Origin of the sequence: Actinophytocola algeriensis (genome assembly GCF_014203735.1) — a bacterium.
Lineage (GTDB): Bacteria > Actinomycetota > Actinomycetes > Mycobacteriales > Pseudonocardiaceae > Actinophytocola > Actinophytocola algeriensis.
Genome location: NZ_JACHJQ010000003.1, coordinates 872695 through 898999, shown reverse-complemented (window position 1 = coordinate 898999; position 26305 = coordinate 872695). Strand labels below are relative to the sequence as shown.

Here is a 26305-nt window from a genome sequence, read left to right as displayed (position 1 = left end):
CCTGTTTCCGAGGAGGCTCCGCGTGAACACCTCGGGATGGCGAAAGGTCGGCCGGAGACCGCGCGCGGCAGGATGGGCCCATGAGTGAAGACGTGCTGCGTATGGGGCTTGTCGGGGCTGGGCAGTGGGCGCACAAGGTGCATGGGCCAGGAATCGCGGCTCACCCGCGGACCGAGCTGGTCGCCACCTGGGCCCGGCGCCCGGAAGCGGCGGCCGAGGTCGCGGCGTTGGGCAAGGCGACACCGTTCGCCGACTTCGACGAGTTCCTCCAGCACGTCGACGCGGTCGCGTTCGCGGTGCCACCCGCCGTGCAGGCGCCGCTCGCGACGCGGGCGGCGCAAGCCGGGAAGCACCTCGTGCTCGAGAAGCCCGTGGCGCCTTCGGCCGACGAGGCGGCGCGCCTCGCGCAGGCCGTGGCGGACGCCGGGGTCACCTCGATCATGATGCTCACCTTCCGGTACGACCCCGCGACCCGCGAGTGGCTGGACGAGGTGCACCGGACCGGCGAGTGGGACGGCGGGCTGGCGCGCTGGTTCTCCGGCACCCTGCTCGACACCAAGTACGAAAACTCCCAGTGGCGGCACGACGGCGGTGCGCTCGCCGACATCGGGCCGCACGTGTTCGACCTGCTCGACGCCGCGCTCGGGCCGGTCGTCAGCGTCGAGCAGGTGCGGTTCGACCGCCAGGTCTGGCACGTCCTGCTGGGCCACGAAACCGGCCGGCTCAGCGCCGCGACGCTGTCGATGCACACGCCTGTGTTCCCGGCCGTCACCGACTTCGCCGTGCACGGGCCGCACGGGTTCCTCGCGTTCGACGCCAGCGGGGACGCGACGTCGCGGTACGCGGTGTTGCTCGACGACTTCGTTCGGCTGGTCGGCGGCAAAACGGCCGAGCACCCGCTGGACGTGCGGCGTGGGCTGCACCTTCAGCGGCTGCTCGGCCGTGTGACCGATCAGTTGGCGGGCGGGTAACCCCGGCCCTCCGCGTGCGGCGGGACCCCGTTGATGATCATCGGGCCCGTCGTCTGGTTCGGGTGGTCGAAGGGGCCGGCCGTGGCGGGTTTGCCGTGGCGGCCGGACCTGTCGACGGTCCACGAACCGGTGTTCTGCGCAGGCGGTTCCTGCTGCTCGCGCCGCGCCAGCTCATCCTGGAGCTCGCGCAGGAGGTTGCGCTCCTGCGTGTTGAGGATGTCGTCGACGAACGCCTGTGAGTGCTTGTCCACCCCGTTCGCCGGGGCGAGATGGGGGCGGGACGGCGGCTCCTGCGGCGGCTGCTCGTCCTGCGGCGGCTCGACGCGGTCAGCACGGTCAGCACGGCGGCGCGGCGTCGGCGACGGCTGCGAGTCCGTGCGGGTCTCCTCGCGCAGCGCGGACGGCGGCGGGACCGGCGCGGGCGGCGGCTCCTCCGGCATCCGCTCCTGCTCGAACTGCGGCGCGGACTGGGCCGGCCGCTCGAACGGGTCGTTGCGCACCGCCTCGACGCGCGGAGGCTCCTGCTCCTCGAGGCCACCGGCCGCCGGGGTCATCATCGTCGGCGGGTCGACGCGCGGGCCCTCGTGCGGCGGCTCCGTGAACGCGGGCTGGTCGCTGAACGGCGGGTCCTTGCGGACGGGCAGCGAGTCGACCCTCGGCGCGTCGACCGCGGGCGGGTCGATGCGCTCCGCCTGCACGGCGCTCACCCTCGGCGGCTCCGGCTGGACCGCGGACAGTCGCGGCAGCTCCGGGGCCGGTTCCGGACGGCTCGGCGGCTCGGGCATCGAGGACAGCGCAGGCATCGCCATCCGAGGCGGCTCCGGCGCGGGCGTCAGTCGCGGTGGCTCGACGCGGGGCGGGTCGATCCTCGACGGCTCTGGCACCGCCGACATCCTCGGCGGCTCGACCCTGGCCGGTTCCACGCGAGCGCGTGCCGGCTCGATCCGCGGCGCCTCGTACGCCGGCTCCACCCGCGGCCTTCCGGAGCCGTGACCATCAAAAGGGACCTGTCGCGCGCTCCGCATCGCCTCCCGGTGGTACTCGCCGGGCTCGACGCCGTCCATCAGGACCTCGACCGACGCGCGGATACCGGCGCGCCGCAACGCTTCGTCGACGCGGTAGGCCGTCGCCGGCGCGAAACCGCCGGGACCGATGCCCACCAGGACCAGCAGGTGCGGGACCGGGCCGGACGCCGGGCCTGCCGGGGTCAGGCGCCACACGCACCACATCGACCGCACGTCCGGCAGCACGCCGAGCACCGAGCGCGCCGCGTCGGCGACGCCGCGCTCCGGCTCCCGGCCGTCGACCGAGCCGAACGCGAACCGGTGCCTGCCGGCCTCGACGCGGTCGGTGACCATCACGCGGTCGATGACCGACGGGTCGAGGTACATGTCGGCGAACAGCGACTCCAGCTCCGTGTGCTGCTCCCGGGTCAGCACGATCCGGCCTGCCGCCAGGCAGCCGGCCATGAACTCGAGCGACCGGTCCAGCTCGGCGGACGCCAGCATCTGGCGCACGTCGCCCAGCGCGTCGTCGTCGAGCCGCCCTGCGAGCGTCAGCACCAGATCATGTATTCGGATCGGCAACGCGATACCCGGCCGGTTCGCGCCACCTGGTCCTACCCCCCGCGCGACCTGTGTCACGTCGGCTCCTTCCCAGCTCTCGTCGGCATCGACGGCTTGTGCTGGGGAGCAGATTCACCCCTGGTGCACGATCACCCCGGGCAGCAGCGGCTCGGAGGCCGCCAGTGCCGCACGGTGATAGGGCGGGAGGTCGATGCCTTCCGGCATGACCTCGACGCCAGGCTCGTGCGTTCCAAGAGCACGCAGCACTCGCTGCAGCTCCCCGGTCAACCGAGCGCAGTCCGTCGATGCCGTGACGAGCACGATCCTGGTGGTCGGTCCCATCCCGGATCGGTGTCGCCGCCAGCTCCCACGCACGTCGACCAACTCGGAACGACCGTGGAGGACCGCTCCGAGCACTACTGCTTCGGAGTCCCCCGCGTTCACCCGTTCGGGCGACTCCGAGGTGAATGTGTAGTCGACTTCGTCGATTTGGTCCACCCAGGGCACCGCGTGTAGCCGTCCGGCGTCGGCTCCTGAGTCGAGCAGGGCCGTGTTGAGCAGCAGTGATTCACGCGCTGTGATCGCGACCCGTTCTCTGAGCAAAGTCAGCGGCAGCGCGCGGGCCAGCGCGTCGATGGCGCCACCCGCGAGCCAGTCACGCAGCCGCCACAGCTGCCGGTCGGGCAGCCGGCCCGCCAACCGGAGCAACAGTTCGTGGCACGCGTCGTTGCGCTCGTCCACATCCGTCATGACGCCCCCTCGCAGGCTCGGTGCCGTCCTCCGCATCGATGACTCGCTCCGCAAGCTCCGCTCATGCGCTCTCCCCAACCTCGACAGTCAGCTCGACCTCGACCGGCACACCGAGCGGCAGCTCGGCGACCCCGACCGCGGAGCGGGCGTGCTTGCCTGCGTCCCCGAACACCTCACCGAGCAGCTCGGACGCCCCGTTGACGACCGCGGGCTGGCCGGTGAAGCCCTCCGCGGACGCGACGAACCCGACGACCTTCACGACGCGCACGACCCGGTCGAGACCGACGAGCGCGTCCACGGCCGCCAGCGCGTTCAGCGCACAGGTGCGGGCGTGCGCCTTCGCCTCCTCGGGGCTGATCTCGCGGCCGACCTTGCCGGTCGCGGCGATCTTCCCGTCGACGAAGGGCACCTGGCCCGCCGTGAACACCAGGTTCCCCGACTGGACCGCCGGCACGTACGCACCGGCGGGCGCGGGCACCGAGGGCAGCTCGACGCCCAGCTCCGCGAGCCGGCCCGTCCAGGTCATGACCGCTCCTCGCAGGCTCCGAGCGGTCCCTGCGCCAATCGATTCGCTCCGCAAGCTCCGCTCATGACGCCTTCGGCCGCTTCAGGTAGGCGACCATCTGCTCACCGGTCGGCCCTGGCAGCACGGTGACGAGCTCCCAGCCGTCCTCGCCCCACTGGTCGAGGATCTGCTTGGTCGCGTGGATCAGCAGCGGCACCGTGGCGTACTCCCACTTGGTCATGGTCCGCGACTCTAGCCGCCGTCCCGGTACGGTGTGGCGCGTGGAGGGTTGGCGGCTGATAGCGGGCGCGCTGCTGGCGATGGCCGGGATCGTGCTGATGCTGCTCACGATGGCGAAGGTGCGCGAGCGGAACGGCTCGACCGGTGGCGACGTCGCGGTGGCGGGCGCGATCTCGTTCGTGGTGCTGCTGATCCTGGTCGGGCTCGTGCTGCTCGTGCTGCCCGCGACCATCGCGTGGGGCGTCGTCGTTGTGGTCGGCGGCACTGTGACCGTGATGATGCTCGCTAGTTGAGCCGGTCCATGAGCGCAGGCCGGTTCTGTCCACTTACTCTGAAAACGTGAGCACTCCCGTCGTCGGTTGGACCGACCAGGTCGCGCGGGCGCGGCTGCACGTGGTCACCGGCAAGGGCGGAACCGGCAAGACCACCGTGGCGGCCGCGCTGGCGCTGGCGCTCGCCACGGGCGGGCGCCGGGTACTGCTGGTCGAGGTGGAGGGCCGCCAGGGCATCGCGCAGCTCTTCGACACCAACCCGCTGCCCTACGAGGAGCGCAGGATCGCGTCCGCGCCCGGTGGCGGCGAGGTCCGCGCGCTGCACGTGGACGCGGAAGAGGCGCTGCTCGAGTACTTCGCGATGTTCTACAACCTGGGTTTCGCAGGCCGGACGCTGCGCAGGATGGGTGCGATCGAGTTCGCCACCACCCTCGCGCCGGGCCTGCGGGACGTGCTGCTGACCGGCAAGGTCAAGGAGACCGTCGGCCGCACCGACGACAACGGCCGCCACATGTACGACGCGGTGGTGCTCGACGCGCCGCCGACCGGCCGGATCGTGAAGTTCCTCGACGTCACCAAGGCCATGGCCGAGCTGGCGAAGGTTGGCCCGATCAAGGGCCAGAGCGACGGCGTGGTCCGGCTGCTGCACTCCGGCGACACCGCGGTGCACCTGGTGACGCTGCTGGAGGAGATGCCGGTCCGCGAGACCATCGAGGCGGTCGCCGAGCTGGACGGCGCGGACCTGCGGCCGGGCGTGGTGTTCCTGAACCGGGTGCGCCCGCCCCGCCTGCCGGCGCGGTCCGTGACCCCGGCCGCCGGTGGCCGCGTGGACGCGTCCCGGGTGCGCAACGGGCTCACCTCCGCCGGGCTGGACCTGTCCGAGGAGGACCTGGACGGCCTGGTCGAGGAGACCGTCGAGCACGCGATCCGGGTGCTGGCCGAGCAGAACGCCCGCGAGCAGATCGCCGAGGTGGACCTGCCCGCCGTCGAGCTGCCCGACGTCACGGAGGGCATCGACACCGCAGCCCTGTACGAGCTGGCCGAGGCCATGGTCGAGCAGGGGGTGCGATGACCGAGCAGCTGGACGTCGACTCGCTGATCGACAACCCCGACATCCAGGTGATCGTCTGCTGTGGCTCCGGTGGCGTCGGCAAGACCACCACCGCCGCGGCGATCGCGGTGCGTGCCGCCGAACGCGGCCGCAAGACCGTGGTGCTGACGATCGACCCGGCGCGCCGGCTCGCGCAGGCGCTCGGGCTCCGCGAGCTGGGCAACACCCCGAAAGAGGTGGAGGTCGACGGCTTCGAGCCGGACGGCCAGCTCTCGGCGATGATGCTCGACATGCGCCGCACGTTCGACGACATGGTGCTGGCGCACGCGGGTGAGAAGCGGGCGCAGGAGGTGCTCGCCAACCCGTTCTACAAGACGATCTCCTCGTCGTTCTCCGGCACGCAGGAGTACATGGCGATGGAGAAGCTGGGCCAGCTCGCGGGTGAGGGCCGGTGGGACCTGATCGTCGTCGACACCCCGCCGAGCCGCTCCGCGCTGGACTTCCTCGACGCGCCGCAGCGCATGTCGACCGCACTGGACGGCCGGATGATCCGCCTGCTGTCCGGGCCCGCGCGCAGTGGCGGCTGGGGCATCCGCAAGGTCGTCGGCGCCGGGGTGATGCTGTTCGCGAAGGCCGTGTCGACCATCGTCGGCGGGCAGCTGCTGGCCGACGCGTCGGCGTTCGTGCAGGCCTTCGACTCGATGTTCGGCGGCTTCAAGCAGCGCGCACGCAAGACCTACGAGCTGCTGCGCTCGTCCGGCACGTCGTTCGTGGTGGTGGCCTCGCCGGAGCCGGACGCGCTGCGCGAGGCGAGCTACTTCGTGGAGCGGCTGGCGTCCGAGTCGATGCCGCTCGCCGGTCTCGTGATCAACCGGACGCACCCGGTGCTGGCCGGGCTGTCGGCGACCAAGGCGACAGCGGCCGCCGACGGGCTCGATTCCCGCGGCGCGTCACCGCTCGCCGCGGCCGTGCTGCGCCTGCACGCGGACCGGGTGGCCGTGCGGGAGCGCGAACGCCGGTTGCTGGCACGGTTCACGAAGGCGCACCCGAGCGTCCCGGCGGTCAGCGTGCCGGCCATGCCGTCGGACGTGCACGACCTGCCCGGTCTGCGCACGATCGGCGAGCAACTGGCCGGGACTGGGCTGCCTGCCCGGAATTGAGGTGCTGGTCCCGACCCTGGTGTCCTGAGTGGTTGGCTCAGGACACTGGGCCTCTGGACCTAGCCGACGCGGACTTCTTCTTCCTCGTCCACGTCCAGGTGCTGACGCTTCGCCTCCGTCAGCAGCTCCTGCCAGGACGAGACGTCCGGGCGACGACGGAGCAGAGCCCGTCGCTCACGCTCGGTCATCCCGCCCCACACTCCGAACTCGATGCGGCCGTCCAGCGCCTCGGCGAGACATTCCGTGCGCACCGGGCACGCGATGCACACCAGCTTGGCCTTGCGCTGCTCCTTGCCCCGGACGAACAGCCCGTCGGGGTCCTCGTCGCGGCACGACGCGTTGACTCGCCAGTCCGCCTTCTCAATCTGCTGCATAACCCCCGCCCCTAACCTGTCTCGACCCAATCCACCCCGGGTCCCCCCTTAGGCCCCGGAGCGCCGGCGGTCGGCCACCTTGTCGTGGTCGCCCTGCCCGGCTCATGTCGTTTGAGACGTTGACGGACTCTAGGGCCCACCGGTTCCCACGAGAACGCCCGGGGGCACAGGCGTTACAGAAAGTCAATAACTCCCTCGGCCAAACCGGCGGGTTGTGGGGCCCTCCGCGTACTCTGACCTCCGTGCGAGTCGGAGACGGTCTGCTGAAGATGTTCGGCCTCTGCCTGTTGGCCGGTGTCCTGATGGCGGGGATGCTCTTCCCGGTCGTCGGCGCCCTCGGGGTGGCGTCCAACCGCGCGAGCGACACGATCGACAGTGTCTCCGCGGACCTGGTCACCACGGACCCGCCGCTGATCACGCGGATCACGGACTCGCAGGGCAACGACATCGCGTACCTCTACAACCAGTACCGCCTGCCGGTGACGTCCGAGCAGATCTCGCCGACCATGAAGGCGGCGCTGATCTCGATCGAGGACCGCCGGTTCTACGAGCACCACGGCGTGGACTGGAAGGGCACGATCCGCGCCGCCATCAGCAACTCGTCGTCCTCCGACACGCAGGGCGCGTCGACGCTCACACAGCAGTACGTCAAGAACTACCTGATCAACGTGGTCTACCGGGACCAGATGGGGGCCGAGGAGGACCCGGAGAAGGAGATCGGGCGGCAGCGGGCGCAGGAGCAGACCGTCACCCGCAAGCTGCGCGAGGCGCGCCTCTCGATCCAGCTCGAGCAGAAGATGTCCAAGGAGGAGATCCTCACCGGCTACCTCAACGTCGTCGAGTTCACCGACCGGGTGTTCGGCGTCGGGGCGGCCGCGAAGGCCTACTTCGACACCACGCCGGACAAGCTGACCGTCCCCCAGTCCGCGCTGCTCGCGGGCATGGTCAACAACCCGAGCCTGTACAACCCGTGGAAGCGGCCGGAGGAGACACTCAAGCGCCGCAACCTGGTCATCGACACGATGGTCCAGACGAACAGGCTGTCCGAGGAGGACGCGGCGGCGGCGAAGAAGGAGGCGCTGGGCGTCCGGCCGGAGGGGCCGAAGAAGCCTGCCGCGAACTGCGTCGGCGCGGGCCCGGAGTACGGCTTCTTCTGCCAGTACGTCGAGGACTACCTGATGAAGATCGGGATGTTCTCCGAGGACCAGCTGTACTCCGGCGGCTACACGATCAAGACGACGTTCGACGCGCGGGCCACGCAGATCGCGAAGGCGGCCGTCGAGCACCAGGTGCCGAAGAACACCGAGGGCATCGCCAACACGATGTCGATCGTCCGGCCCGGCAAGACGCGCCACGAGGTGGTCGCGCTGGTCGCCAACCGCGACTACGGCCTCAACGGCGACGCGGGCCAGACCACGATCTCCTACCCGTACGGCGTGATGAACAAGTTCGGCGCCGGGTCGACGTACAAGATCTTCACCGCGGCCGCGTACCTGGAGAAGGGCGGCGGCATCAACCACGTCATCGACACGCCCAGCTTCCACTCGTCGAGGCTGTTCTTCGGTGGCGCCGAGCGGTGCCCGGGCACCGGCAAACCGAACACCCGGTGGTACTGCCTGTCGAACGCCACCGACAACTACCCGTCGAAGATGACGCTGCAGGAGGCGCTCGCGACCTCGCCGAACACGGGTTTCGTCATCCTCGAGGAGCGGCTCGGCAGCACCGACCCGGTCGTCGAGATGGCCAGCAGGCTCGGTCTGCGCGAGACGATGGCCACCAACATGAGCGGCCAGACCCCGGACCCGGCGTCGAAGAACCCGAACGTCAACCAGACCCAGTCGCAGTTCTTCCGCAGCAAGCCGGGCAACCCGGGCAACGCGTCGTTCACGCTCAGCCCGGCGCCGGTGAGCACGCTGGAGATGGCGAACGTGGGCGCCACCATCATGAGCGGTGGCGTGTGGTGCCCACCGACTCCGCTGATGGAGATCCTGGACCGCCGCGGCAAGAAGCTTGACATCACCCAGTACGAGGAGCCGTGCGAGCAGGTCGTCGCCGAGCCGCTCGCCAGGTCGCTCGCCCAGGGCCTGAGCAAGGACGATGTCGGCAGCGGCACCTCAGCGGGCGCCGCGCGGATGTTCAACTGGACGCGTCCGATGATCGGCAAGACCGGCACGACGCAGAACTACCGGTCCGCCGCGTTCGTCGGTGCCACCCCGCAGCTGGCCGCGTCGACGATGACCTTCAACGACGGACCCCGGCCGAGAACCATCTGCGACTCGACCGTGTCCGGCAAGCCGCCGTCCCTGTGCGGTGACGGGATCATCTACGGCGGCCGGGCCCCGGCGAGAACGTGGTTCGAGGCCATGAGCCAGATCCTCGGTGACGCACCCGCGCTGCCAATACCGCCGGGCGACCCGCGCTACATGGACGGCGGACCGGAGAGCCGGGTGCCGAACGTCGTCGGCGACGGCGAGGCCGATGCGATCGCGACCCTGCAGAACGCCGGCTACAAGGTGACGGTCAAGCGCACCAACCGCTCCGACCCGAAGGGCACCGTCGTCAACCAGACGCCCCGCGGCGCGGCACTGCCCGGCGAAACGATCACGATCTACGTGAGCACCGGTTACGTCCCGCCCGTCCAGACCGAGGAGCCCTCGGCACCGCCGAGCAGCGGGACACCACCGCCGAGCAGCGGCACGCCACCGCCTGGTGGCGGGGGTGGGGGCCCCGGCGGCGGGGGCGGTCCAGGCGGCGGGGGCGGCGGCACTCCGCCGGGTGGCAGACCGGGCGGCGGCTGACAGTCAGGAGGCCGGGGACTCGAACGAGTCCCCGGCCTCTTCGTCACTTCTGCAGGAGTGCCTTCACGGCGGCGGCCACCCGGCCACCCTCGGCGCGGCCCGCGACCTTCGCGTTGGCGGCCTTCATGACCTGGCCCATCTGCCGGGGACCGGGCGCCTCGCCGAGCTGCCCGGTCACCTCGGCGACGGCGTCGGAGACCAGCGCGGACAGCTCGTCGTCGGACAGCTGCTTCGGCAGGTAGTCGGTGAGCACGGCGGCCTCGTCCCGCTCGGCCTGCGCCTGCTCGACGCGCCCGGCGCCCGCGAACGCCTCGGCGGCCTCCTTGCGCTTCTTCACCTCGCGGGTCAGCACCTTCTCCACCTCGCCGTCCGACAGCTCGCGAGCCTCGTCCCCCGCCACCTCCTCGGTGGTGATCGACGCCAGCGCCATGCGCAACGCCGCCATCCGGGTCGTTTCCCGGGACTTTATGGCCGCGGCCAGGTCCGTCCGCAGCCGTGCCTTGAGGTCAGCCATGGCGGGAACACTACTGGTCAGCGGGATCCTGCTCACGGCGGTTTCCGGTCACCCCGGCCGCGCATCTAGGCTCGGGGACGTGGGTAACTTCGCGCGCAACATCGGCCGGACGGCACTCGGCGCGACCGCGGTCGGCACCGCGACGCTCGCGTATGCCGCGGGGATCGAACGCAGGCACTGGACGCTGCGACAGGCCACCCTGCCTGTGCTCGCCGAAGGCGCCCGGCCGCTCAAGGTCCTGCACATCTCCGACCTGCACATGACGCCCAACCAGACCTCCAAGCAGCGCTGGGTCGCCTCGCTCGCGTCGCTCGAGCCCGACCTGGTGGTCAACACCGGCGACAACCTGGCGCACCAGAACGCCGTGCCCGCCGTGCTCCGCGCCCTCGGGCCGCTGCTGGACGTGCCGGGTGTGTTCGTCTTCGGCAGCAACGACTACTACGCGCCGCGCCCCAAGAACCCGGTGCGGTACATCACGAAGTCGAAGAAGCGCATCCACGGCATCCCCCTCCCGTGGCGCGACCTGCGCGCGGCCCTGGTCGAGCGCGGGTGGCACGACCTGACGCACGTGCGCCGCCTGCTGGCCATCGAAGGCCAGACCATCGCCGTCGCCGGCGTCGACGACCCCCACCTGCGGCGTGACCGGTACTCGGACATCGCGGGGAAGCCGGACCGCACCGCCACCCTGCGGCTCGGCGTGACGCACTCCCCCGAACCCCGGGTCCTGGACTCCTTCGCCGACGACGGGTACGACCTGGTCATGGCCGGCCACACCCACGGCGGGCAGCTGCGGGTACCCGGGTACGGAGCGCTGGTGACCAACTGCCAGCTGGACCGCACCCGAGCACGCGGCGCGTCCCGGTGGGGCGCGCACACGTGGCTCCACGTGTCGGCCGGCCTGGGCACGTCACCGTACGCACCGGTGCGGTTCGCGTGCCCGCCGGAAGCGTCGCTGCTGACCCTCGTACCCCGCCCTACCAGCGGATCTGGGCGGGACGGTGCGGCAGACAGTGCCCGCTTCGGAGCCGGCGCGGACGTCGGCTAGACTTCTTCCCGTACCACCGGGGTGTGGCGCAGCTTGGTAGCGCACTTCGTTCGGGACGAAGGGGTCGCAGGTTCAAATCCTGTCACCCCGACGGTGGCAAAACAACAGATCAGGGCCGGTTTCCGTGACGTGGAAACCGGCCCTGATTCCGTTGCGGGCCTTGGCCGGGAGAATCCGGAACAGCGCGCAGACAGCCTGAATGTGCCGCGGTTGTGCGTGGGTCAGGAACAATCAGTGAGTGGTGACCGTCCTCTCGGCGGTGTCGCTCCTGTTCGCCGTGGTGCTCCGGTTCGCGCACCGGCGTGCTCGGGTCGGCCCGGAACTGACCCCGGCGACCGCGGGGTTGCTCGCGAGTGGGTCCAAGCGCGCGCTCCAGGCGGCACTCATGACCATGCGTCTCCGCGGGGAGATCGGTATCGAGAAGCCGGTGTCCTGCGGCGCGCGGGCGGGCTGGCCGAGACTGATGACGCGCTCGAACGCTCCGTTTTCCGGGTTCTCGCCTACCCGCTCGGGCTCTCGGCGATCCGCGCCCACCGGCGCACGATCGAGACGTTCGACGCGGTCCGGCGCAGCCTGGTCAGGGCCGGGTTGCTGCTGCCCAGATCCGGCTGGTGGCTACTGCGTCTCCTGGCGGCTGCGGCACTTGGCCTGAGCGTCGCCGGGTTCGTCGCGGGTGACCGCGCGGTCGCCGGTGTCGTCGCGGGACTCGCCGTGGTCAACCTGTTGTTGCCCCGCCGCACCCTTGCTGGGTCGCGGCTGCTCCGCGAACTGGACCGGGCGTTGCCCGGTGAAGACGAGCGGCTCGACCCCGCCACCGCCGGTATCGCGGTGGCGCTCCACGGCATCGGCGCCGTGCCCGGCCTGCGCGGCTTCGTCGAGCGCGGCGGAATTGTCGACGGCGGCAGCTCGAACAGCACCGCCGGCACGGACCCGACGATCAACTCGCCGAACGTCCCGCTGAACGCGGATCCCAACCGCTGACCGACGGACTCGTCGGACGGACACTGTCCATTCGCCTGTCCCGCGCCTCTCGTGGTTGTGATCTTGTTGAGCCTTCTGGGTGATCGGAGGTTGCTTCCTGTAACGGGGGTGAGTGGGGGCGCGACGTGGGCTGTGGTGTCGGCTTACGGGAGTGGATGGGGCTATGCGCAGAGCGCTCGTCGCGGTTCTTGTTGTGCTTGCCGGGCTTGTGGTGCCTGGCGTGGCCGTCGCCGCTCCGCCTGATCCCAGTGCTGTCACCCTCGGGGCAGGCGACGTGGCTCCCGGCGGCACCTTCACCGCGTCCGTCGAGCTGTACAACCCACAGAACTTCACCGTGACCGGGGCCAACGCCCAGTTGCGGGTCGTCGAGGCACCCATCACGTCGGTGTTCGAACTGGTTTCTTGTTCTGGTGGGGCCTGTTACGAGTACTCGCCCACCAGTTACCGCGGGGTGGTCGGGGACATCGCGCCAGACGCCGGCGCCACCGTGATCTTCACGTTCCGGGTGAAGCACGACGCTCCGCTCGGGAACTACACGCTCGAGCACCAGTTCGTGGGCGGTAACTACTCGTTCGCGGCCGGCACCGGGCCCGTGGTTTCCGTTGTGGGGGCGGCCCAGATCGCTGATCTCGCGGTTTCACTCGGCGCCTCGCCGCGGGGGATTCTCACCTCGCGGATCACGTACACCGTCTCCGTGGTGAACAACGGGCCTGCCGACGCTTCCTCGGTCCGCATCGGCGGCACCTACGCCGCCGGGCTCGCCTGGAACAGTGGCAACGGGTGCGCTCGGGACGGGAGCCGGAGCGTGGTGTGTGCATTCGCGTCGATCCCGGTGGGACAGACCGCTTCCGCTTCGTTCTCCGTCAACGCCGGGCTGCTGACCATCGGGTCGTTCTCCGCCTCCGTTGCCCGGGTTTCTTCCTCTCCTTCCGATCCCGACAGTGGTAACGACAGTGCTCGCCGGTCCTGCGCGGCCTTGACTGGGCTACTCGTGCGGTGCTGACGGATCGATCCCTGACCAGGCCCCGGCCGCGTTCTTCGCGGGCGGGGCCTGGTCGTTTCGCGGGCGACCCGATCACTACGACGTGCTCGACCCCGAGGGGAACGAGTTCTGCGTGTTCTAGTCCTCGTCGAGCTGTCCTTGCTTCCTGGCGCGTTCCACCAGCTTGCGCACGTTCTCCACGCTGCCGCAGCCCGCGTCGATCTGGCGCTGGCGTTCCGCCAGGAACTCACGGCCGAGTTCCGCCCGCACCTGGGGGCCGACCTCGTCGCGGGCCGGGTTGAGGATCGTCAGCTCCTCTTCCGCGATGTGGTGGTTGATCTTGCCGGACAGCTCCTCGACGGCGTCGGAGAAGGCTTTGGTGTCCGTTCCCTTGAGTTCGAGCACCTCCAGCAGGGCCTCGTGGCCCTCCGCGTGCTCCTCTTCGCCGTGTTCGGCTTCCTCCTCACCGACGGCGTGGCGTTTGCGCAGCTTCGGGTAGACGAACCTCTCCTCCGCCTCCGCGTGGGCCACGAGCACCGTGGCCAGCGCGGTGCGGACCTCGTCGCGGTCCGAGGACGCGTCGCGCAGCGCACGCAGCAGTTCCTCGAACAAGCGGTGGTCGGTCAGGATCAGGTCGATGACGTCGCCCGCTACTGGGCGGTGCAGGTCCAGGACATACCCCATGCCGGTGATTACCCGGGAAACACGATCACTAACTCGCGTCCACCACGAAAGTCCGGACGTCCTTCACCGTCGACTCCCACGGGCGGGTCAGCTCCGCCAGCACCTCGTGGCGGCCCGCGGCCGCGACCAGCAGGACGAAGACGCGCTCACCCGCCCCGCCGGGGGCGGTGCCGGACGGGAAGTACTCGTCCGACACCACCGCCAGCGGGCTGGTCAGGCGCCAGCGGAAGCCGGTGGCCGGGTTCTCCGGCAACGCCAGGGTCACCGTCCCACCGACCCGTGCCGTGATCACACCAGGAGCTGGTCGATCCGGCCGGCGGCGTCCTCGTGGTAGTCCACCGGCAGGTTGCGGTCCGTCGCGAGGGTCGCGAGCAGGCACAGGTGGCTGTGCCCGTGCTCCGACACCGGCGACAGGCGCTTCCAGCCGATGCCGTCGACCCACACCCAGACACCGGTCACGGCGTCGTAGGACCACAGATGGGTGATCATGCGGTGGTGGACCCAGCCGACGGTCAGACCGTCGCCGATCGCGATGCCCTGCTCGTCGAGCGACGGGGGCGCGGGCGCCAGCATGTCCTGCGCCGTCGTCGCTGCCGCCATCATCGCCGCCGGTGCGGGCGGCGGGGTGTCCGGGCCTGCCTCGGCGGTCGCCGGCGCGGGCGGGGCCTGCGCCGCCTCGGCGGCCGTCACCGTCGCCGGGACCGCCTTGCGTGGTTTGCGGGCAACCGGTGTCGCCATGTCGATCAGGTCCTCTCAGTCGGCGACGAGCACCGAGCTCAGCTCGGCGCCGTTGATGAACGGGCTGACCTGGTGACCCGTGCCCCGCGCGTGGGTCAGCTCGGCCAGCTTGTTGGTCGTGGTGTGGGCACCACCCGCGAGGTGCGCCCAGCCGTAGTTCTCCAGGTACGCCCAGCCGTTGGCGTCGTTGGCCGTGGCGAACAGCCGCAGCGTGCGCTGCGCGGGCAGCCACGCCCGCAACGTCACCGACGTGCAGCCGAACACCGTCGGCCGCGTGCCCGGGTAGTCCTCGATGAACGAGTCGCCGTACGCGATGCGGAAGAACCCGCCGTCACCCCAGCCGGTGCCCCAGGAGTTCTTGCCGAGCCAGCAGCCCGCGGCGTCGTCCCAGCCGATCAGCGCGACGCAGTGGCCACCGGCGACGTCCTCGGTCGTGTGCCGGTAGACGCCGCTGCGGTAGTGGAAGAAGTCGTTGTAGACGACGAAGCACGCGACCACGCCGCCGTAGCTGTAGATGTGCTGCTTGATGGCGGCCGGGTTGCCCGTCAGGTTCGCCGTGCCGACCGCCTTCGCCAGGCGGTTCGGCCAGTCCGCGTTCACGGCACCGGTACCGGCGTCGCTGTACGGGTAGTAGTCCTCGAACGTGACGCCCTTAGTCACGCAGTCGGAGTACAGGTCGTCCGGCCACGAACCGGACGCGCACGTGTAGCCGCGCGCCTTCGCGTGCACGAAGTACAGGTGCGCCTCGGACAGGTTCAGCGCAAGGCCGGGCGCGCCCCGCGTGTACGACGCGGTGCTCTCCATCGACGCGAGCGTGCCGAACGCCACGCACGAACCACATCCGCCCTGGTCACGGATGCCGGTGACGTACGAGCGGCCACCGACGTCGCGCAGGTCGAACGCCGAGGGCAGCGACGCGCTCGGTGCGCCCAGCGCGGACACGGACTGGCCTGCGGCGCCCCGCGCTGCCGCTGCCATCGACTCCGGCTGACCCGCCCGCTCGGCGATCTCGTCGCTGGTCGGTGCGGGTACGCCCAACCGGGCCGCCCGCCAGTCCTCCGGCAGTCTGCTCATCCGGGTCTCCGCCGCCTGCCACGGGTTGCCGCGCTCGGCGAGCGTGGACCGGACGGCGGCGAGTTCTGCGATGTGAGGTCGTTCTGGACTCATGGCTCCTCCCCTTCGGGGGATGGGGGTGGACACCTGATTAGAGCCCCGTCCACCTGCTATGGATACCGATATCCCTTGTGCAATAAGGGTTTTCCCCATACCGGCGGTCACGAGCGGCGATTCACCGACGAGGTGTGCGCTACATCTGGACTGGCTGTCCGAACTGCCTGCGGTTTGGCAGGATCAGGGGGTGAGCAACCACCCGCCCGCCGAGGTGCCCGACCGACTGTTCGCCGACGACGCCGCCGAGACCCGGTGGCGTGACCGGTTCACCGCGGCCCGCGTGTCCCTGCCCGACTGGGCACGCGACGCGCCGGACCGGAACATCTACGTCTCCAACGCGAGCGGCGTGTTCGAGATCTACGCGTGGGACCGCGCGACCGACACGCACCGCAAGGTCACCGACCGGCCCAACGGCACCTACAACGGCGCCATCAGCCCGGACGGCGAGCACGTGTGGTGGTTCTCCGACAAGGACGGCGACGAGTTCGGCAGCTGGGTGCGTGAGCCGTTCGCCGGCAGGCCCGCCACCGAGGAGCCGGCGGCCGCGGTGCCCGGCGGTGTGCCCGGCTACCCCGCCGGCCTCGGCATCGGCAGGACCGTGATCGCGCTCGGCGTGTCCGGCGACGACGGCACCACGGTGTTCGTCACCAGGAACGGCGCGCCGGCCGAGGTCGTGTACCGGAACGAGCACGACGGCGGCGTCGCCGCGCTGTCCCGCGACGAGACGCTGCTCGCCATCGAGCACTCCGAGCACGGCGACAACCGGCACTCGGCGCTGCGGATCCTCGCGGTGGCCGACGGCGCCGAGGTCGCCGAGAAGTGGGACGGCGAGGGCAAGGGCCTCGACGCGATCGGCTTCAGCCCGATCGCGGGCGACCAGCGCCTGCTGGTCCGCCACGAGCGCCGCGGCCGCGACGAGCTGCTGGTCTGGGACGTGACGGCCGACACCGAGGTCGAGCTGGCCATCGACCTGCCCGGTGAGCTGACCGCCGACTGGTACCCGGACGGCAGCGCGATCGTCGTCGTGCACACGCACGAGGCCCGCAACACCGTGTACCGCCACGACCTGCGTTCCGGCGAGCTGACCAAGCTCGCCACCCCGCCGGGCACGATCGGGGCCGTGGACGTGCGGCCGGACCACACGGTCGAGTACTCCTGGTCCAACGCCGCCAAGCCGGGCGTGGTGCGGGCGCTGTACACCGACGGCACCGAACGCGTGCTGCTGGCGCCGCCGGGCCACCGCGCGCCGGAGTCGACCGAGCTGCTGGACGTGTTCGTGCCGAGCGAGGGCGGCGAGGTGCACGCGCTGTACGCGCGGCCCGCCCACGCACCCGACGGGCCGCTGCCGACGGTGTTCGCGCTGCACGGCGGGCCGCACTCGCACGACGAGGACCGGTTCTCCGCGTACCGGGCGGTGTGGCTGGACGCCGGGTTCGCGGTCGTGCACGTCAACTACCGCGGCTCGTCCGGGTACGGCTCGAAGTGGCGGGACGCCATCGAGGGCAGGCCGGGGCTGACGGAGCTCGCGGACGTGGCCGCGGTGCACGAGTGGGCGGTGGAGAAGGGCCTGGCCGACCCGGCGAAGTGCGTGGTCAACGGCGCCTCGTGGGGCGGTTACCTGACGCTCCTGGCGATGGGGACGCAGCCGGGGCTGTGGGCCGCGGGGGTGGCCGGGGTGCCGGTGGCGGACTACCTCGCCGCGTACGAGGACGAGATGGAGCCGCTGCGGGCGTTCGACCGGGCGCTGTTCGGGGGTTCACCCGAGGAGGTGGCCGACCGCTACGTCGAGTGCTCGCCGATCACGTACGTCGAGCACGTGGCGGCGCCCGTGCTGGTGGTGGCCGGGGAGAACGACCCGCGCTGCCCGATCCGCCAGATCGAGAACTACCTCGAGAAGCTGGCGGACCGGGACAGCCCGTACGAGGTGTACCGGTACGACGCGGGCCACGGGTCGCTCGTGGTGGCCGAGACGATCAAGCAGACGGCGATCGAAGTCCACTTCGTCCGCCGTCACCTGGGCATGCCCTGAAAGCGTCTTTCAGGGCATTGGGCGCCGGGTCAGGCGGTCTGGGCCTGCCACATCCAGTGCTGCTTCTCGAGCTCGGCCGCGATCTCGATCAGCAGGTCCTGGGTGACCAGGTCGGTCTTGTCGGTCTCCTCGATGCGCTCGCGCAGGCGCTTGATGACCTCGCCGAGGATCTCGACGATCGCGGCGACGGTGGCCTCGACGGTCTGCCAGTTGGCGGGGTAGTCCGGGATGCCGGAGGACTTGACGACGGTCTTGGCCTTGCCGTTCGGGGAGACGCCGATGGCGTTGGCGCGCTCGGCCACGTCGTCGGTGTACTGCCTTGCGGCCGACACCAGCTCGTCGAGCTGCAGGTGCGCGCTGCGAAAGTTCTGGCCCACGACGTTCCAGTGGGCCTGCTTCGCGATCAGGGAGAGGTCGATCAGGTCGACGAGCGTCGCCTGGAGCACTGCGCCGGTGGCTTCCTTCTCGGCGTCACCGAGCGGGCTCGTGATGGGGGACTTGGTCATCTCACATACCTCCTCAGTACACCTGTGCAAACCGTGGTGTACCCAAGGGGATTCCTGGTCACACGCGTGCTGTGGCGAACTCCACGACCTGCAACCCGATCGTGCGGAGGTTCTCGGCGACCTGCTCGTCGGAGCAGTCGCCGTCCGGCCCGAACAGCACGTGCGCGGAGTTCACCGCCGCGCCGAGCGGGGTCGGCCAGCCGCGCAGCGCGTGCACGATCGAGCGCAGCGAGGTGAGCGTGGTGACGGCCGCCTGCCAGCCGCGCGCGGCCGCGACGCAGCCGACGGCCCGGCCGTCGAGGTACGGGCGCGAGTCCTCGCGGAGGTCCTCCACGTAGTCGAGTGCGTTCTTGACCAGGCCGGAGACGGTGCCGTGGTAGCCGGGCGAGACGAGGACCACGCCGTCGGCGCCGCGCAGCTCCTCGACCAGCCGGTACGCGGCCGGGCTGCGGCCGGGTTCCGCTGGATCGTAGAACGGCAGGACCAGGTCGGCGCCGGTGATGACCGTGGTCTTGGCGCCCGCGCGCTCCGCGCCGTCGAGCGCGATGCGCAGTGCGCGTTCGGACTGCGAGTCCGTCCGCAACGAACCGCCGATGCCCACCACGCTGACAGTCACCGTTCTCCTTCCGTCACCCAGATCATCCTCCATTCTGGCGACCGATGGCTCCACTCCCGGTAGTTCCACCGGCGGTCTGGCCACGGCGGGGAACCCGTGGTAGTGGAGTTTCGGCACGGCGGGTGACCATGGACACGTTCACCGGATAGCCTCCACCCGTAGCCGCCCGGGGAGGCGTTATGGCGAGTGTGATGGACAGGGTTCCGCTGCCGGTCCAAGGCGCGGCGCTGCACGCGGTGTTCGCGTTGCCTCGGCCGCTGCGGCGGCTGATCGCGGGGGCGCCGATCAGGAGGGACGGGCTGGAGCTGGCGCTCGACGCGCAGCTGCTGCTGCGCATGCTGGCCCTCACCGACACCAGCCTCGCGGGCGGGGACCACCTCGACGCGCGGGCACAGCTGGAGCTGCGGCGCGGGCTGGTCGGTCCCGGGGTCACCGGCGTACGGACCCGCGACCTCGACATCCCGTCCGACTCCGGTGGACCGGTGCCCGCCCGGCTGTACGAGCCCGTGAGCCTCGGCACCGGGTCACCGCTGCTCGTGTACCTGCACGGCGGCGGCTGGGTGATCGGCAGCATCGAGACGCACGACGCGACCTGCCGCTACCTGGCCCGCAACGCCCAGGTCCGGGTGCTGTCGATCGGGTACCGGCTCGCGCCGGAGCACCACTTCCCCGCTGCCGCGGAGGACGCGCTCACCGCGTTCCGGTTCGCCGCGCGCAACGCCGAGTCGCTGGGCGCGGACCCGTCGGCCATCGCGATCGGCGGCGACAGCGCCGGCGCGAACCTGGCCGCGTCCGTGTGCCTGCAGACAGCGCAGACCATGGGCAAGGGCCCTCGGCCGGTCTTCCAGCTGCTCTTCTACCCCGCCACGGACGGGACCACCCGCCGCCGGTCGCGGGACCTGTTCGCCGACGGCTTCTTCCTGACCGACGACGACATGACGTGGTTCCTCGACCACTACTGCCCGGACCTCGACCTGCGGTCCGACCCCCGGCTGTCGGTGCTGCTCGCCGACGACCTGCGCGGGCTGCCGCCCGCCTACGTGGCGACCGCGGGGTTCGACCCGCTGCGTGACGAGGGCAACGCGTTCGCCGACCGGCTGCGGGAGGCGGGGGTGCCGGTGGTGAAACGGCAGCACGACGACCTCATCCACGGGTTCGTCAGTTTCGTGAAGCTCGGGACGCGCTTCCGGGAGGCGATGTCGGAAGCGGCGGGTGCGTTGCGCACGGGTCTCGCGCTGCGGTCCCGCGCGAATGTCGTCGACCTGTTCCGGCCGACCGCGTAGAACGACTCCCCGGGCCTATTCGGAACGGGGTCCCGTGTGGTTGCCCGGCCGGCAGTCCGGGCAGACGCCCCAGAAGACCACCTCGGCCTCGTCGATCACGAACCCGGCCGACGCGGTCGGGCCGACGCAGGGCGCCTCGCCGACGACGTGGTCGACGTCCTCCGTGCGGCCGCAGACCCGGCACACGATGTGGTGGTGGTCGTCCCTGACGCGGGTCTCGAACCGGGCGGGTGAGCCAGCGGGTTCGATGCGCCGCAGCAGGCCGGTCTGGGTGCACGCGTTCAGCACGTCGTAGATCGCCTGCGTGGACACCGACCCGAGCCGGGCCCGCACGCCCTTCGCCACCTGGTCGGCGGTCGCGTGCGGGTGGGCGGCCAGCCAGTCGAGGGTGGCGACCCGCGGCGCGGTGACCCGCAACCCCACGGCCCGCAGCTGTTCGGCCCGGCTGTCGTTCATGTCTCCACGACACCATCTTCTCTGGAACAGGTCAAGAAACGTGCGGAACTGTCGGTGACCGGTCGTAAATTAGTTGCCGATCGTCGTCGCGAGAGGTCACATCCAACCATGCAGTTCTACCGCCGAACGCTTGCCCTGCCCGGCGTCCGGACCCTCCTGGTGCTCGTGTTCTTCGCCCGCATCCCGGGCACGGCCGCCGGCATGGCCCTGACCCTGCACATCGCCGTGACGATGGACCGCGGCTACGGGGCGGCGGGCACGGTCGGCGCGGTCGCGACCATCGGCATCGCGCTCGGGGCACCGGTGCTGGGGCGGGTCGTCGACCGGTACGGGCTGCGGCCGATGCTGGTGGTCACCACGATCGGCGAGGCCACGTTCTGGGTGTTCGCGCGGTTCATGTCGTACCCGATGCTGCTGGTGTGCGGGTTCGTCGGGGGCCTGCTGGTGCTGCCCGCGATGTCGATCGGGCGGCAGGCGATCGCCGCGCTGGTACCGGAGGACCTGCGGCGCACGGCGTACTCGATGGACTCGGTGTCCACCGAGCTGTCGTTCATGGTCGGCCCGGCCGCCGCGGTGCTCGTCTCGACGCAGTTCTCCACGCAGACCGCGCTGATGGCGATGGCGGTGGGGATCGTGGTCGTCGGGTGCGCGCTGTACGTGGTGAACCCGGCGGTGCGCAGCAAGGCGGAGAAGGCCGCGGTGGAGAAGGTGCCGCGCCGGGTGTGGCTCACGCCGCGGCTGGTGGGTGTCCTGCTCGTCGGTGCGGGCGCGGTGTTCATCCTCGCGGGCACCGAGGTCGCGATCGTCGCGCAGATGCAGCACAGCGGCGAGCTGTCGTGGACGGGCGTCGTGGTGATCGTGTGGTCGGCGGGGTCCGCGGTGGGCGGTCTCGTGTACGGCGCGCTGACGCGGTCGTACCGCCAGGCGACGCTGATGGCGTGGCTGGGTGTGCTGACGATCCCGATCGGGCTGGCGGGCGGGGAGTGGTGGTGGCTGATGCTGGCGCTGGTGCCCGCCGCGTTCCTGTGCGCCCCGACCATCGCCGCGACGGGTGAGGAGGTGGCGCGGCTGGCGCCGCCCGCCGCCCGTGGGGAGGCGACCGGGTTGCAGTCGTCGGCGTTCACGCTCGGCGCGGCGGCCGGTGCGCCGCTGGTCGGGTTCGTGGTGGACCACGCGTCGCCGGGGTGGGGTTTCGCGATCGCGGGCATCGGCGGTGTCCTGGTCGCCGGCCTCGCGTGGGTGCTGGCCGCGCGGCAGAAGGAGGAGGCGCCGATCGTCGTCAGCCCGGACACGGTCGCGGCCAAGCACTGAGCCCCCGGCGAGGCTGGGTGGCGCCAGTCAGGTGATCGCTCTGCGGAGGCGGACGTAGCCGGTGCCCTGGTGACCCGGGCGGGTGTGGCCGTCCGGGCGCCAGCCGTGGCTTTCGTAGAACTCGCGGGTGGTCTCGTCGGCGGACGGGAGTTCCACCACCCCGACGGTGACGCCGCGCGCTCGCCACGTGGTCAGGCACGCGTCGTGCAGGCGGGCGCCGATGCCCTGGCCGCGGTGGCCAGCACGCACCTCGAGCCGGTACAGCTCGCCGACCCACGGGCCGAAGATGCCGCGCGGCGGGCCCGCCATCGCCGTGCCGACCACCTCGCCGTCGACCTCCGCGTGCCACACGTCGCGGGTGAAGCGGCCGTCCAGGTCGCCGAAGTGGGCTCGGCGGAGTTCGTCGTGGCCCGCCTGGGTGTGCGTGATCTTCATTCCGTGCCGCTCACCACCGTGTTCCTCCCGGCGCGCTTCGCCCGGTACATCCGCTCGTCCGCCGCGTGGACCAGGCCGTCGACCGTGACCGACGCGTCCGGGAAGCATGCCACGCCCACCGACGCGGAGAGATCGGTGATCTCGTGGGTCGCGTCGCCGACCGACACCGTCACCGTCAGGTCGCCGACGGCGGTGCGGATGCGTTCGGCCACATCGCAGGCGCCCTGTTCGGCGATCTGCGGCAGCAGCACGACGAACTCCTCGCCACCCCAGCGGCCGACGGAATCGTAGGCGCGCAGCTGGCCGGTGATCGTCGTCGCGACGGTGCGCAGTACGGCGTCGCCCGCGACGTGGCCGTAGGTGTCGTTGACCTTCTTGAAGCGGTCCAGGTCCACCATCAGGACACCGAACGGCTCGCGGGTCCGCGCATTGCGGACCAGTTCGGCCGCCACTCGCGTCTGCCACTCCTCTGCGGTGAGGAGCCCGGTCTTCGAGTCCTGCGCGGCCTTCTCCTCCAACTGGCGCATGAGGACGTTGCGGTGCAACACGATCACCGGCAACAGCATGAACGCCACCAGGGCAGGCTGTGTCACGAGGACGATCGCGGTGACGCCGCCGAGGCTCAGCGTCGCCAGCTCGAGCGCGTTCTCCGCCTTGGTGCCGAACGTCTTCCGCCACGGCCGGGCCGGGTGGTGCAGCTTCACGGCGACCGCGACCGGTGCCCCGTTGACCGTCGTGTACACCAGCAACGACACCACGAGCGCCAGCAGGACCCGGCTGCCCTGCCAGTCGGCGCGGAGCACGTCGTCCGCGCCGAACAGGCGCAGCACCGGCTGCACCGAAAGTACCGCCAGCAGAACCGTGGCCGCGGAGAACACGACGCGGTACGCGGGCCTGCCCTGGATGGGCCACCACACCCGCAGCCACAGGTGCAGGTACGTGATCACGGTCAGCGCGACCGCCATCGCCGCGGGCAGCACGACCGCGCCGCCGAACATCCACGCCGACGTCATGTTGATGTGCGGCCGGTCGGCGAGGTAGCGGCGCGCCTTCTCGGTGCCGAGCGACAACTCGGTCTGCAGACACGAAACCACAAGCAGCGCAAGGGAACGCACCCAGTCCTGGTCCGTCGGCGCGTGCCCGGGGAACGCGGCGACGAGCACGACCGCCGCCAGCCCGACACCCAGGTACAGCGGCAGCACTCCCCGCGGCGCTTCGAGGATCGCCCACCGGCCCCGTGGTCGGGTTGCGGTCATGCTCGTCGCTCCACGGTGTTCTCGTCCCCGAGCCAGAAGGCCTGAAGGTACCGGAAACCCCGTGTGCCTCACCGTCTTGGGCGACGGTCACCAACCATTCGGATTAACGCCGCGCGGAAAATGGAACTGGCGGGCACCACCGTCGCGGACTTGCGCGACGGGGTGGACCCGCCAGTACCCGAACTCGGAAGAACAGACCAGGGAGTGGCTCGCTCAGCGCTGAGCGAGCGCCTCCGCGATCTCGTACGTGTTGAGCGCGGCACCCTTGCGGAGGTTGTCGCCGCACACGAAGAAGTCGAGGGTGTTCGGGAAGTCCAGCGCCTGCCGGATGCGGCCCACGTACGTCGGGTCGCCGCCGACCACGTCGGCCGGGGTCGGGAACACGCCGTTCTCCGGATCGTCCTGGAGCACGATCGACGGCTGCGCCTCGAAGACCTCGCGCGCGGCCGCGACCGTCACCTCGGACGCGAACGTCGCGTGGACCGCGAGCGAGTGCGTGGTCACCACCGGCACGCGCACGCAGGTCGCCGACACCTTCAACTCCGGGATGCCGAGGATCTTCCGCGACTCGTTGCGGACCTTCAGCTCCTCGGAGTACCAGCCGTCACCCTTGTAGGACCCGGCCGACGGGACCACGTTCAGCGCGAGCGGGGCCGGGAACGGCGAGTCCGCCAGCGGCAGCCCCGCGGCTTCGAGAGCCTCTCGCACGTCCCCCGCACGCAGGCCGACGCCCTTGCCGACCACCGCGGCCAGCTCGGCGTACAGCCGCTCGACACCGGCGACGCCCGCGCCGGACACGGCCTGGTACGACGCGACGACCAGTTCCTTCAGCTCGAACGACCGGTGCAGCGCGCCGAGCGCGGCCATCATCGACAGCGTCGTGCAGTTCGGGTTCGCGATGATCCCGCGCGGCCGTTCGTGGATCTTGTCGAGGTTGCACTCCGGCACGACGAGCGGCACGTCGTCGTCCATGCGGAACGCACCCGAGTTGTCGACCACCACGGCACCGCGCGCGGCGGCGATCGGGGCCCACTCGGCGGAGATCTCGTCCGGCACGTCGAACATCGCGATGTCGACGCCGTCGAACGCCTCCGGCGACAGCGCGACGACCGTCTTCTCCTCGCCGCGCACGGTGAGCTTCCTGCCTGCCGACCGCTGCGACGCGATCAGCCGCACGTCGCCGAACGGGAAGTCCGGCCGCCCGTTCATGATGTCGATCATCACCGAACCGACCGCGCCGGTGGCGCCGACGAGAGCCAGACGGGGCTGCTGCGGGACACCCGCACCCGGGGTAGCCATCAGCGACCACTCCCCGCGTACACCTGGGCGATCTCGTCGCCGCCGAGCCCGAAGGCCGAGTGGATGGCCTGCACGGCCTCGTCGAGCTGCGTGTCCCTGATCAGCACCGAGATGCGGATCTCCGAGGTGTTGATGATCTCGATGTTCACCCCCGCCTTCGCGAGCGCCTCGCAGAACGAGGCCGTGACGCCGGGGTGCGACCGCATGCCCGCGCCGACCAGCGACACCTTGCCGACGTGGTCGTCGTAGAGCACCGACTTGAAGCCCAGCTCTTCCTTGATCTTCTCCAGCGCCGCCACCGCGGTCGGGCCGTTGTCCTTGGAGAGCGTGAACGTGATGTCGGTGCGGCCGGAGACCGTGCTCGACACGTTCTGCAGCACCATGTCGATGTCGATCTCGGCGTCGGCGACCACCCGGAAGATGCGGGCCGCGAAGCCCGCCTGGTCCGGCACGCCGACGACGGTGACCTTCGCCTCCGAGCGGTCGTGGGCGACGCCGGTGATCATGGCCTGTTCCACGGGAATGTCCTCCGTTGAGCCGGTGACGATGGTGCCCGGCTTGTTGGTGTACGACGAGCGGACGTGGATGGGGACGCCGTAGCGGCGGGCGTACTCGACGCAGCGCAGCATCAGGACCTTCGCCCCGGACGCCGCCATCTCCAGCATCTCCTCGTACGGGACCCGGTCGAGCTTGCGCGCGTTCGCGACGATCCTCGGGTCCGCGGTGTAGACGCCGTCCACGTCGGTGTAGATCTCGCACACGTCCGCGTTCAGCGCGGCGGCCAGCGCGACGGCGGTGGTGTCCGAGCCGCCCCGGCCGAGCGTGGTGATGTCCTTGGTGTCCTGGCTGACGCCCTGGAAGCCGGCGACGAGGCAGATGAAGCCGTCGTCGAGCGCCTGCTGCACGCGGCTGGGCGTGACGTCGATGATGCGGGCGCGGCCGTGCGTCGAGTCGGTGACCACGCCGGCCTGCGAGCCGGTGAACGACAGGGCCTCCGCGCCGAGCGCGCTGACGGCCATCGCGACGAGCGAGTTCGAGATGCGCTCCCCCGCGGTGAGCAGCATGTCCATCTCGCGTTCCGGCGGGACCGGGTTCACCCGCTGCGCGAGGTCGAGCAGTTCGTCGGTGGTGTCTCCCATCGCGGAGCACACGACCACCACGTCGTTGCCCGCCTTGCGCGTCGCCACGATCCGCTCGGCCACACGTTTGATCCGGTCCGCGTTCTCGAGTGATGAACCGCCGTACTTCTGGACCACGAGCGCCACTGTCGGCTACCTCCCGTTCCGGCCGCTCCTCGCAGGCTCCGAGCGGCCG

At 70.9% G+C, this 26305-nt stretch carries 28 protein-coding genes and 1 tRNA gene; 12 read left to right on the top strand and 17 right to left on the bottom strand.

Annotated elements, in window-relative coordinates:
- Positions 1-80: 80 nt before the first annotated feature.
- Complete coding sequence (locus tag FHR82_RS16605) at positions 81-971, top strand: Gfo/Idh/MocA family protein (RefSeq protein WP_184811265.1); 891 nt, start codon at positions 81-83, stop codon at positions 969-971.
- Here FHR82_RS16605 and FHR82_RS16600 read toward each other — a convergent pair.
- From FHR82_RS16600 to sp36, 4 genes are all read right to left on the bottom strand, one after another.
- Positions 953-2614 carry a hypothetical protein gene (locus FHR82_RS16600; protein WP_184811264.1) on the bottom strand — a complete coding sequence of 554 codons (1662 nt, stop codon included), beginning with the start codon at positions 2612-2614 and terminating at the stop codon, positions 953-955. The genes FHR82_RS16605 and FHR82_RS16600 overlap by 19 nt on opposite strands.
- A gap of 54 nt (positions 2615-2668) precedes the next feature.
- A complete protein-coding gene (locus tag FHR82_RS16595; RefSeq protein WP_184811263.1) occupies positions 2669-3286 on the bottom strand; it encodes a hypothetical protein in 618 nt (205 codons plus the stop codon).
- Positions 3287-3347: 61 nt separating this feature from the next.
- Positions 3348-3812 carry a RidA family protein gene (locus tag FHR82_RS16590; protein WP_184811262.1) on the bottom strand — a complete coding sequence of 155 codons (465 nt, stop codon included), beginning with the start codon at positions 3810-3812 and terminating at the stop codon, positions 3348-3350.
- 61 nt (positions 3813-3873) lie between these two features.
- Entirely contained in the window at positions 3874-4032 is a 159-nt protein-coding gene (gene sp36, locus FHR82_RS16585) for a Sp36 family protein (RefSeq protein ID WP_184811261.1), read from the bottom strand.
- A gap of 40 nt (positions 4033-4072) precedes the next feature.
- Here sp36 and FHR82_RS16580 point away from each other — a divergent pair, with 40 nt between their 5' ends.
- From FHR82_RS16580 to bagB, 3 genes are read left to right on the top strand one after another with little or no spacing between them, the layout of a single operon-like run.
- On the top strand, positions 4073-4324 hold the full coding sequence (locus FHR82_RS16580) for a hypothetical protein (protein ID WP_184811260.1): 252 nt from the start codon (positions 4073-4075) through the stop codon (positions 4322-4324).
- 46 nt (positions 4325-4370) lie between these two features.
- Positions 4371-5375 carry an ATPase BagA gene (bagA, locus tag FHR82_RS16575; RefSeq protein ID WP_184811259.1) on the top strand — a complete coding sequence of 335 codons (1005 nt, stop codon included), beginning with the start codon at positions 4371-4373 and terminating at the stop codon, positions 5373-5375.
- On the top strand, positions 5372-6514 hold the full coding sequence (gene bagB / locus FHR82_RS16570) for an ATPase BagB (RefSeq protein WP_184811258.1): 1143 nt from the start codon (positions 5372-5374) through the stop codon (positions 6512-6514). The genes bagA and bagB overlap by 4 nt, the downstream gene beginning before the upstream one ends.
- 59 nt (positions 6515-6573) lie before the next feature.
- Here bagB and FHR82_RS16565 read toward each other — a convergent pair whose 3' ends face one another.
- Positions 6574-6888 (bottom strand): WhiB family transcriptional regulator, encoded by a 315-nt coding sequence (locus FHR82_RS16565; protein WP_184811257.1) that lies wholly within the window; start codon positions 6886-6888, stop codon positions 6574-6576.
- Between the two features lie 242 nt (positions 6889-7130).
- Here FHR82_RS16565 and FHR82_RS16560 point away from each other — a divergent pair, with 242 nt between their 5' ends.
- Positions 7131-9686: a penicillin-binding protein gene (locus FHR82_RS16560; protein ID WP_184811256.1), complete on the top strand. Its 2556-nt coding sequence runs from the start codon at positions 7131-7133 to the stop codon at positions 9684-9686.
- Between the two features lie 43 nt (positions 9687-9729).
- On the opposite strand, the gene FHR82_RS16555 is transcribed toward FHR82_RS16560, so the two are convergent.
- Positions 9730-10200, bottom strand: coding sequence for a GatB/YqeY domain-containing protein (locus tag FHR82_RS16555; RefSeq protein ID WP_184811255.1), 471 nt, complete (start codon positions 10198-10200; stop codon positions 9730-9732).
- A gap of 79 nt (positions 10201-10279) precedes the next feature.
- On the opposite strand from FHR82_RS16555, the gene FHR82_RS16550 reads away from it, so the two are divergent.
- From FHR82_RS16550 to FHR82_RS16535, 4 genes are all read left to right on the top strand, one after another.
- Complete coding sequence (locus FHR82_RS16550; RefSeq protein WP_311771111.1) at positions 10280-11245, top strand: metallophosphoesterase; 966 nt, start codon at positions 10280-10282, stop codon at positions 11243-11245.
- A gap of 17 nt (positions 11246-11262) precedes the next feature.
- A tRNA-Pro gene (locus tag FHR82_RS16545) sits at positions 11263-11336 on the top strand.
- 2 nt (positions 11337-11338) lie between these two features.
- Positions 11339-12226 (top strand): TIGR04222 domain-containing membrane protein, encoded by an 888-nt coding sequence (locus FHR82_RS16540; protein ID WP_184811253.1) that lies wholly within the window; start codon positions 11339-11341, stop codon positions 12224-12226.
- Positions 12227-12446: 220 nt separating this feature from the next.
- Positions 12447-13229 (top strand): COG1361 family protein, encoded by a 783-nt coding sequence (locus FHR82_RS16535; protein ID WP_184811252.1) that lies wholly within the window; start codon positions 12447-12449, stop codon positions 13227-13229.
- A 117-nt stretch (positions 13230-13346) separates the two neighbouring features.
- Here the strand turns inward: FHR82_RS16535 and FHR82_RS16530 are convergent, their stop codons facing one another.
- The 4 genes from FHR82_RS16530 to FHR82_RS16515 are packed head-to-tail and all read right to left on the bottom strand — an operon-like array spanning position 13347 to position 15797.
- Positions 13347-13892 carry a hemerythrin domain-containing protein gene (locus tag FHR82_RS16530; RefSeq protein WP_184811251.1) on the bottom strand — a complete coding sequence of 182 codons (546 nt, stop codon included), beginning with the start codon at positions 13890-13892 and terminating at the stop codon, positions 13347-13349.
- Between the two features lie 28 nt (positions 13893-13920).
- Positions 13921-14184: a protease inhibitor I42 family protein gene (locus FHR82_RS16525; RefSeq protein ID WP_184811250.1), complete on the bottom strand. Its 264-nt coding sequence runs from the start codon at positions 14182-14184 to the stop codon at positions 13921-13923.
- On the bottom strand, positions 14181-14630 hold the full coding sequence (locus FHR82_RS16520) for a hypothetical protein (RefSeq protein WP_184811249.1): 450 nt from the start codon (positions 14628-14630) through the stop codon (positions 14181-14183). Before FHR82_RS16520 ends, FHR82_RS16525 begins: the two co-directional genes overlap by 4 nt.
- A 15-nt stretch (positions 14631-14645) precedes the next feature.
- The gene (locus FHR82_RS16515; RefSeq protein WP_184811248.1) at positions 14646-15797 is read right to left on the bottom strand and encodes a C1 family peptidase; all 1152 of its coding nucleotides are present in this window, start codon (positions 15795-15797) and stop codon (positions 14646-14648) included.
- A 190-nt stretch (positions 15798-15987) separates the two neighbouring features.
- Between FHR82_RS16515 and FHR82_RS16510 the strand changes: the two genes are divergently transcribed.
- The gene (locus tag FHR82_RS16510) at positions 15988-17829 is read left to right on the top strand and encodes a S9 family peptidase (RefSeq protein WP_311771110.1); all 1842 of its coding nucleotides are present in this window, start codon (positions 15988-15990) and stop codon (positions 17827-17829) included.
- Between the two features lie 29 nt (positions 17830-17858).
- Here FHR82_RS16510 and FHR82_RS16505 read toward each other — a convergent pair whose 3' ends face one another.
- Both FHR82_RS16505 and FHR82_RS16500 read right to left on the bottom strand, forming a co-directional pair.
- Complete coding sequence (locus FHR82_RS16505) at positions 17859-18335, bottom strand: Dps family protein (RefSeq protein WP_184811246.1); 477 nt, start codon at positions 18333-18335, stop codon at positions 17859-17861.
- 58 nt (positions 18336-18393) lie between these two features.
- Positions 18394-18951, bottom strand: a complete 558-nt coding sequence (locus FHR82_RS16500; RefSeq protein WP_184811245.1) for an NADPH-dependent FMN reductase — start codon at positions 18949-18951, stop codon at positions 18394-18396.
- Positions 18952-19142: 191 nt separating this feature from the next.
- Here FHR82_RS16500 and FHR82_RS16495 point away from each other — a divergent pair, with 191 nt between their 5' ends.
- Entirely contained in the window at positions 19143-20234 is a 1092-nt protein-coding gene (locus FHR82_RS16495) for an alpha/beta hydrolase (protein WP_184811244.1), read from the top strand.
- Positions 20235-20249: 15 nt separating this feature from the next.
- Here the strand turns inward: FHR82_RS16495 and FHR82_RS16490 are convergent, their stop codons facing one another.
- Positions 20250-20690: a Fur family transcriptional regulator gene (locus tag FHR82_RS16490; RefSeq protein WP_184811243.1), complete on the bottom strand. Its 441-nt coding sequence runs from the start codon at positions 20688-20690 to the stop codon at positions 20250-20252.
- Positions 20691-20798: 108 nt separating this feature from the next.
- On the opposite strand from FHR82_RS16490, the gene FHR82_RS16485 reads away from it, so the two are divergent.
- Positions 20799-22001, top strand: a complete 1203-nt coding sequence (locus FHR82_RS16485; RefSeq protein WP_184811242.1) for an MFS transporter — start codon at positions 20799-20801, stop codon at positions 21999-22001.
- Between the two features lie 27 nt (positions 22002-22028).
- Here the strand turns inward: FHR82_RS16485 and FHR82_RS16480 are convergent, their stop codons facing one another.
- From FHR82_RS16480 to FHR82_RS16465, 4 genes are all read right to left on the bottom strand, one after another.
- Complete coding sequence (locus FHR82_RS16480; protein WP_184811241.1) at positions 22029-22436, bottom strand: GNAT family N-acetyltransferase; 408 nt, start codon at positions 22434-22436, stop codon at positions 22029-22031.
- Complete coding sequence (locus tag FHR82_RS16475; protein ID WP_184811240.1) at positions 22433-23692, bottom strand: sensor domain-containing diguanylate cyclase; 1260 nt, start codon at positions 23690-23692, stop codon at positions 22433-22435. Before FHR82_RS16475 ends, FHR82_RS16480 begins: the two co-directional genes overlap by 4 nt.
- A 213-nt stretch (positions 23693-23905) precedes the next feature.
- Positions 23906-24991 carry an aspartate-semialdehyde dehydrogenase gene (locus FHR82_RS16470; protein ID WP_184811239.1) on the bottom strand — a complete coding sequence of 362 codons (1086 nt, stop codon included), beginning with the start codon at positions 24989-24991 and terminating at the stop codon, positions 23906-23908.
- A complete protein-coding gene (locus FHR82_RS16465; protein WP_184811238.1) occupies positions 24991-26256 on the bottom strand; it encodes an aspartate kinase in 1266 nt (421 codons plus the stop codon). The genes FHR82_RS16470 and FHR82_RS16465 overlap by 1 nt, the downstream gene beginning before the upstream one ends.
- Between the last annotated feature and the right edge of the window lie 49 nt (positions 26257-26305).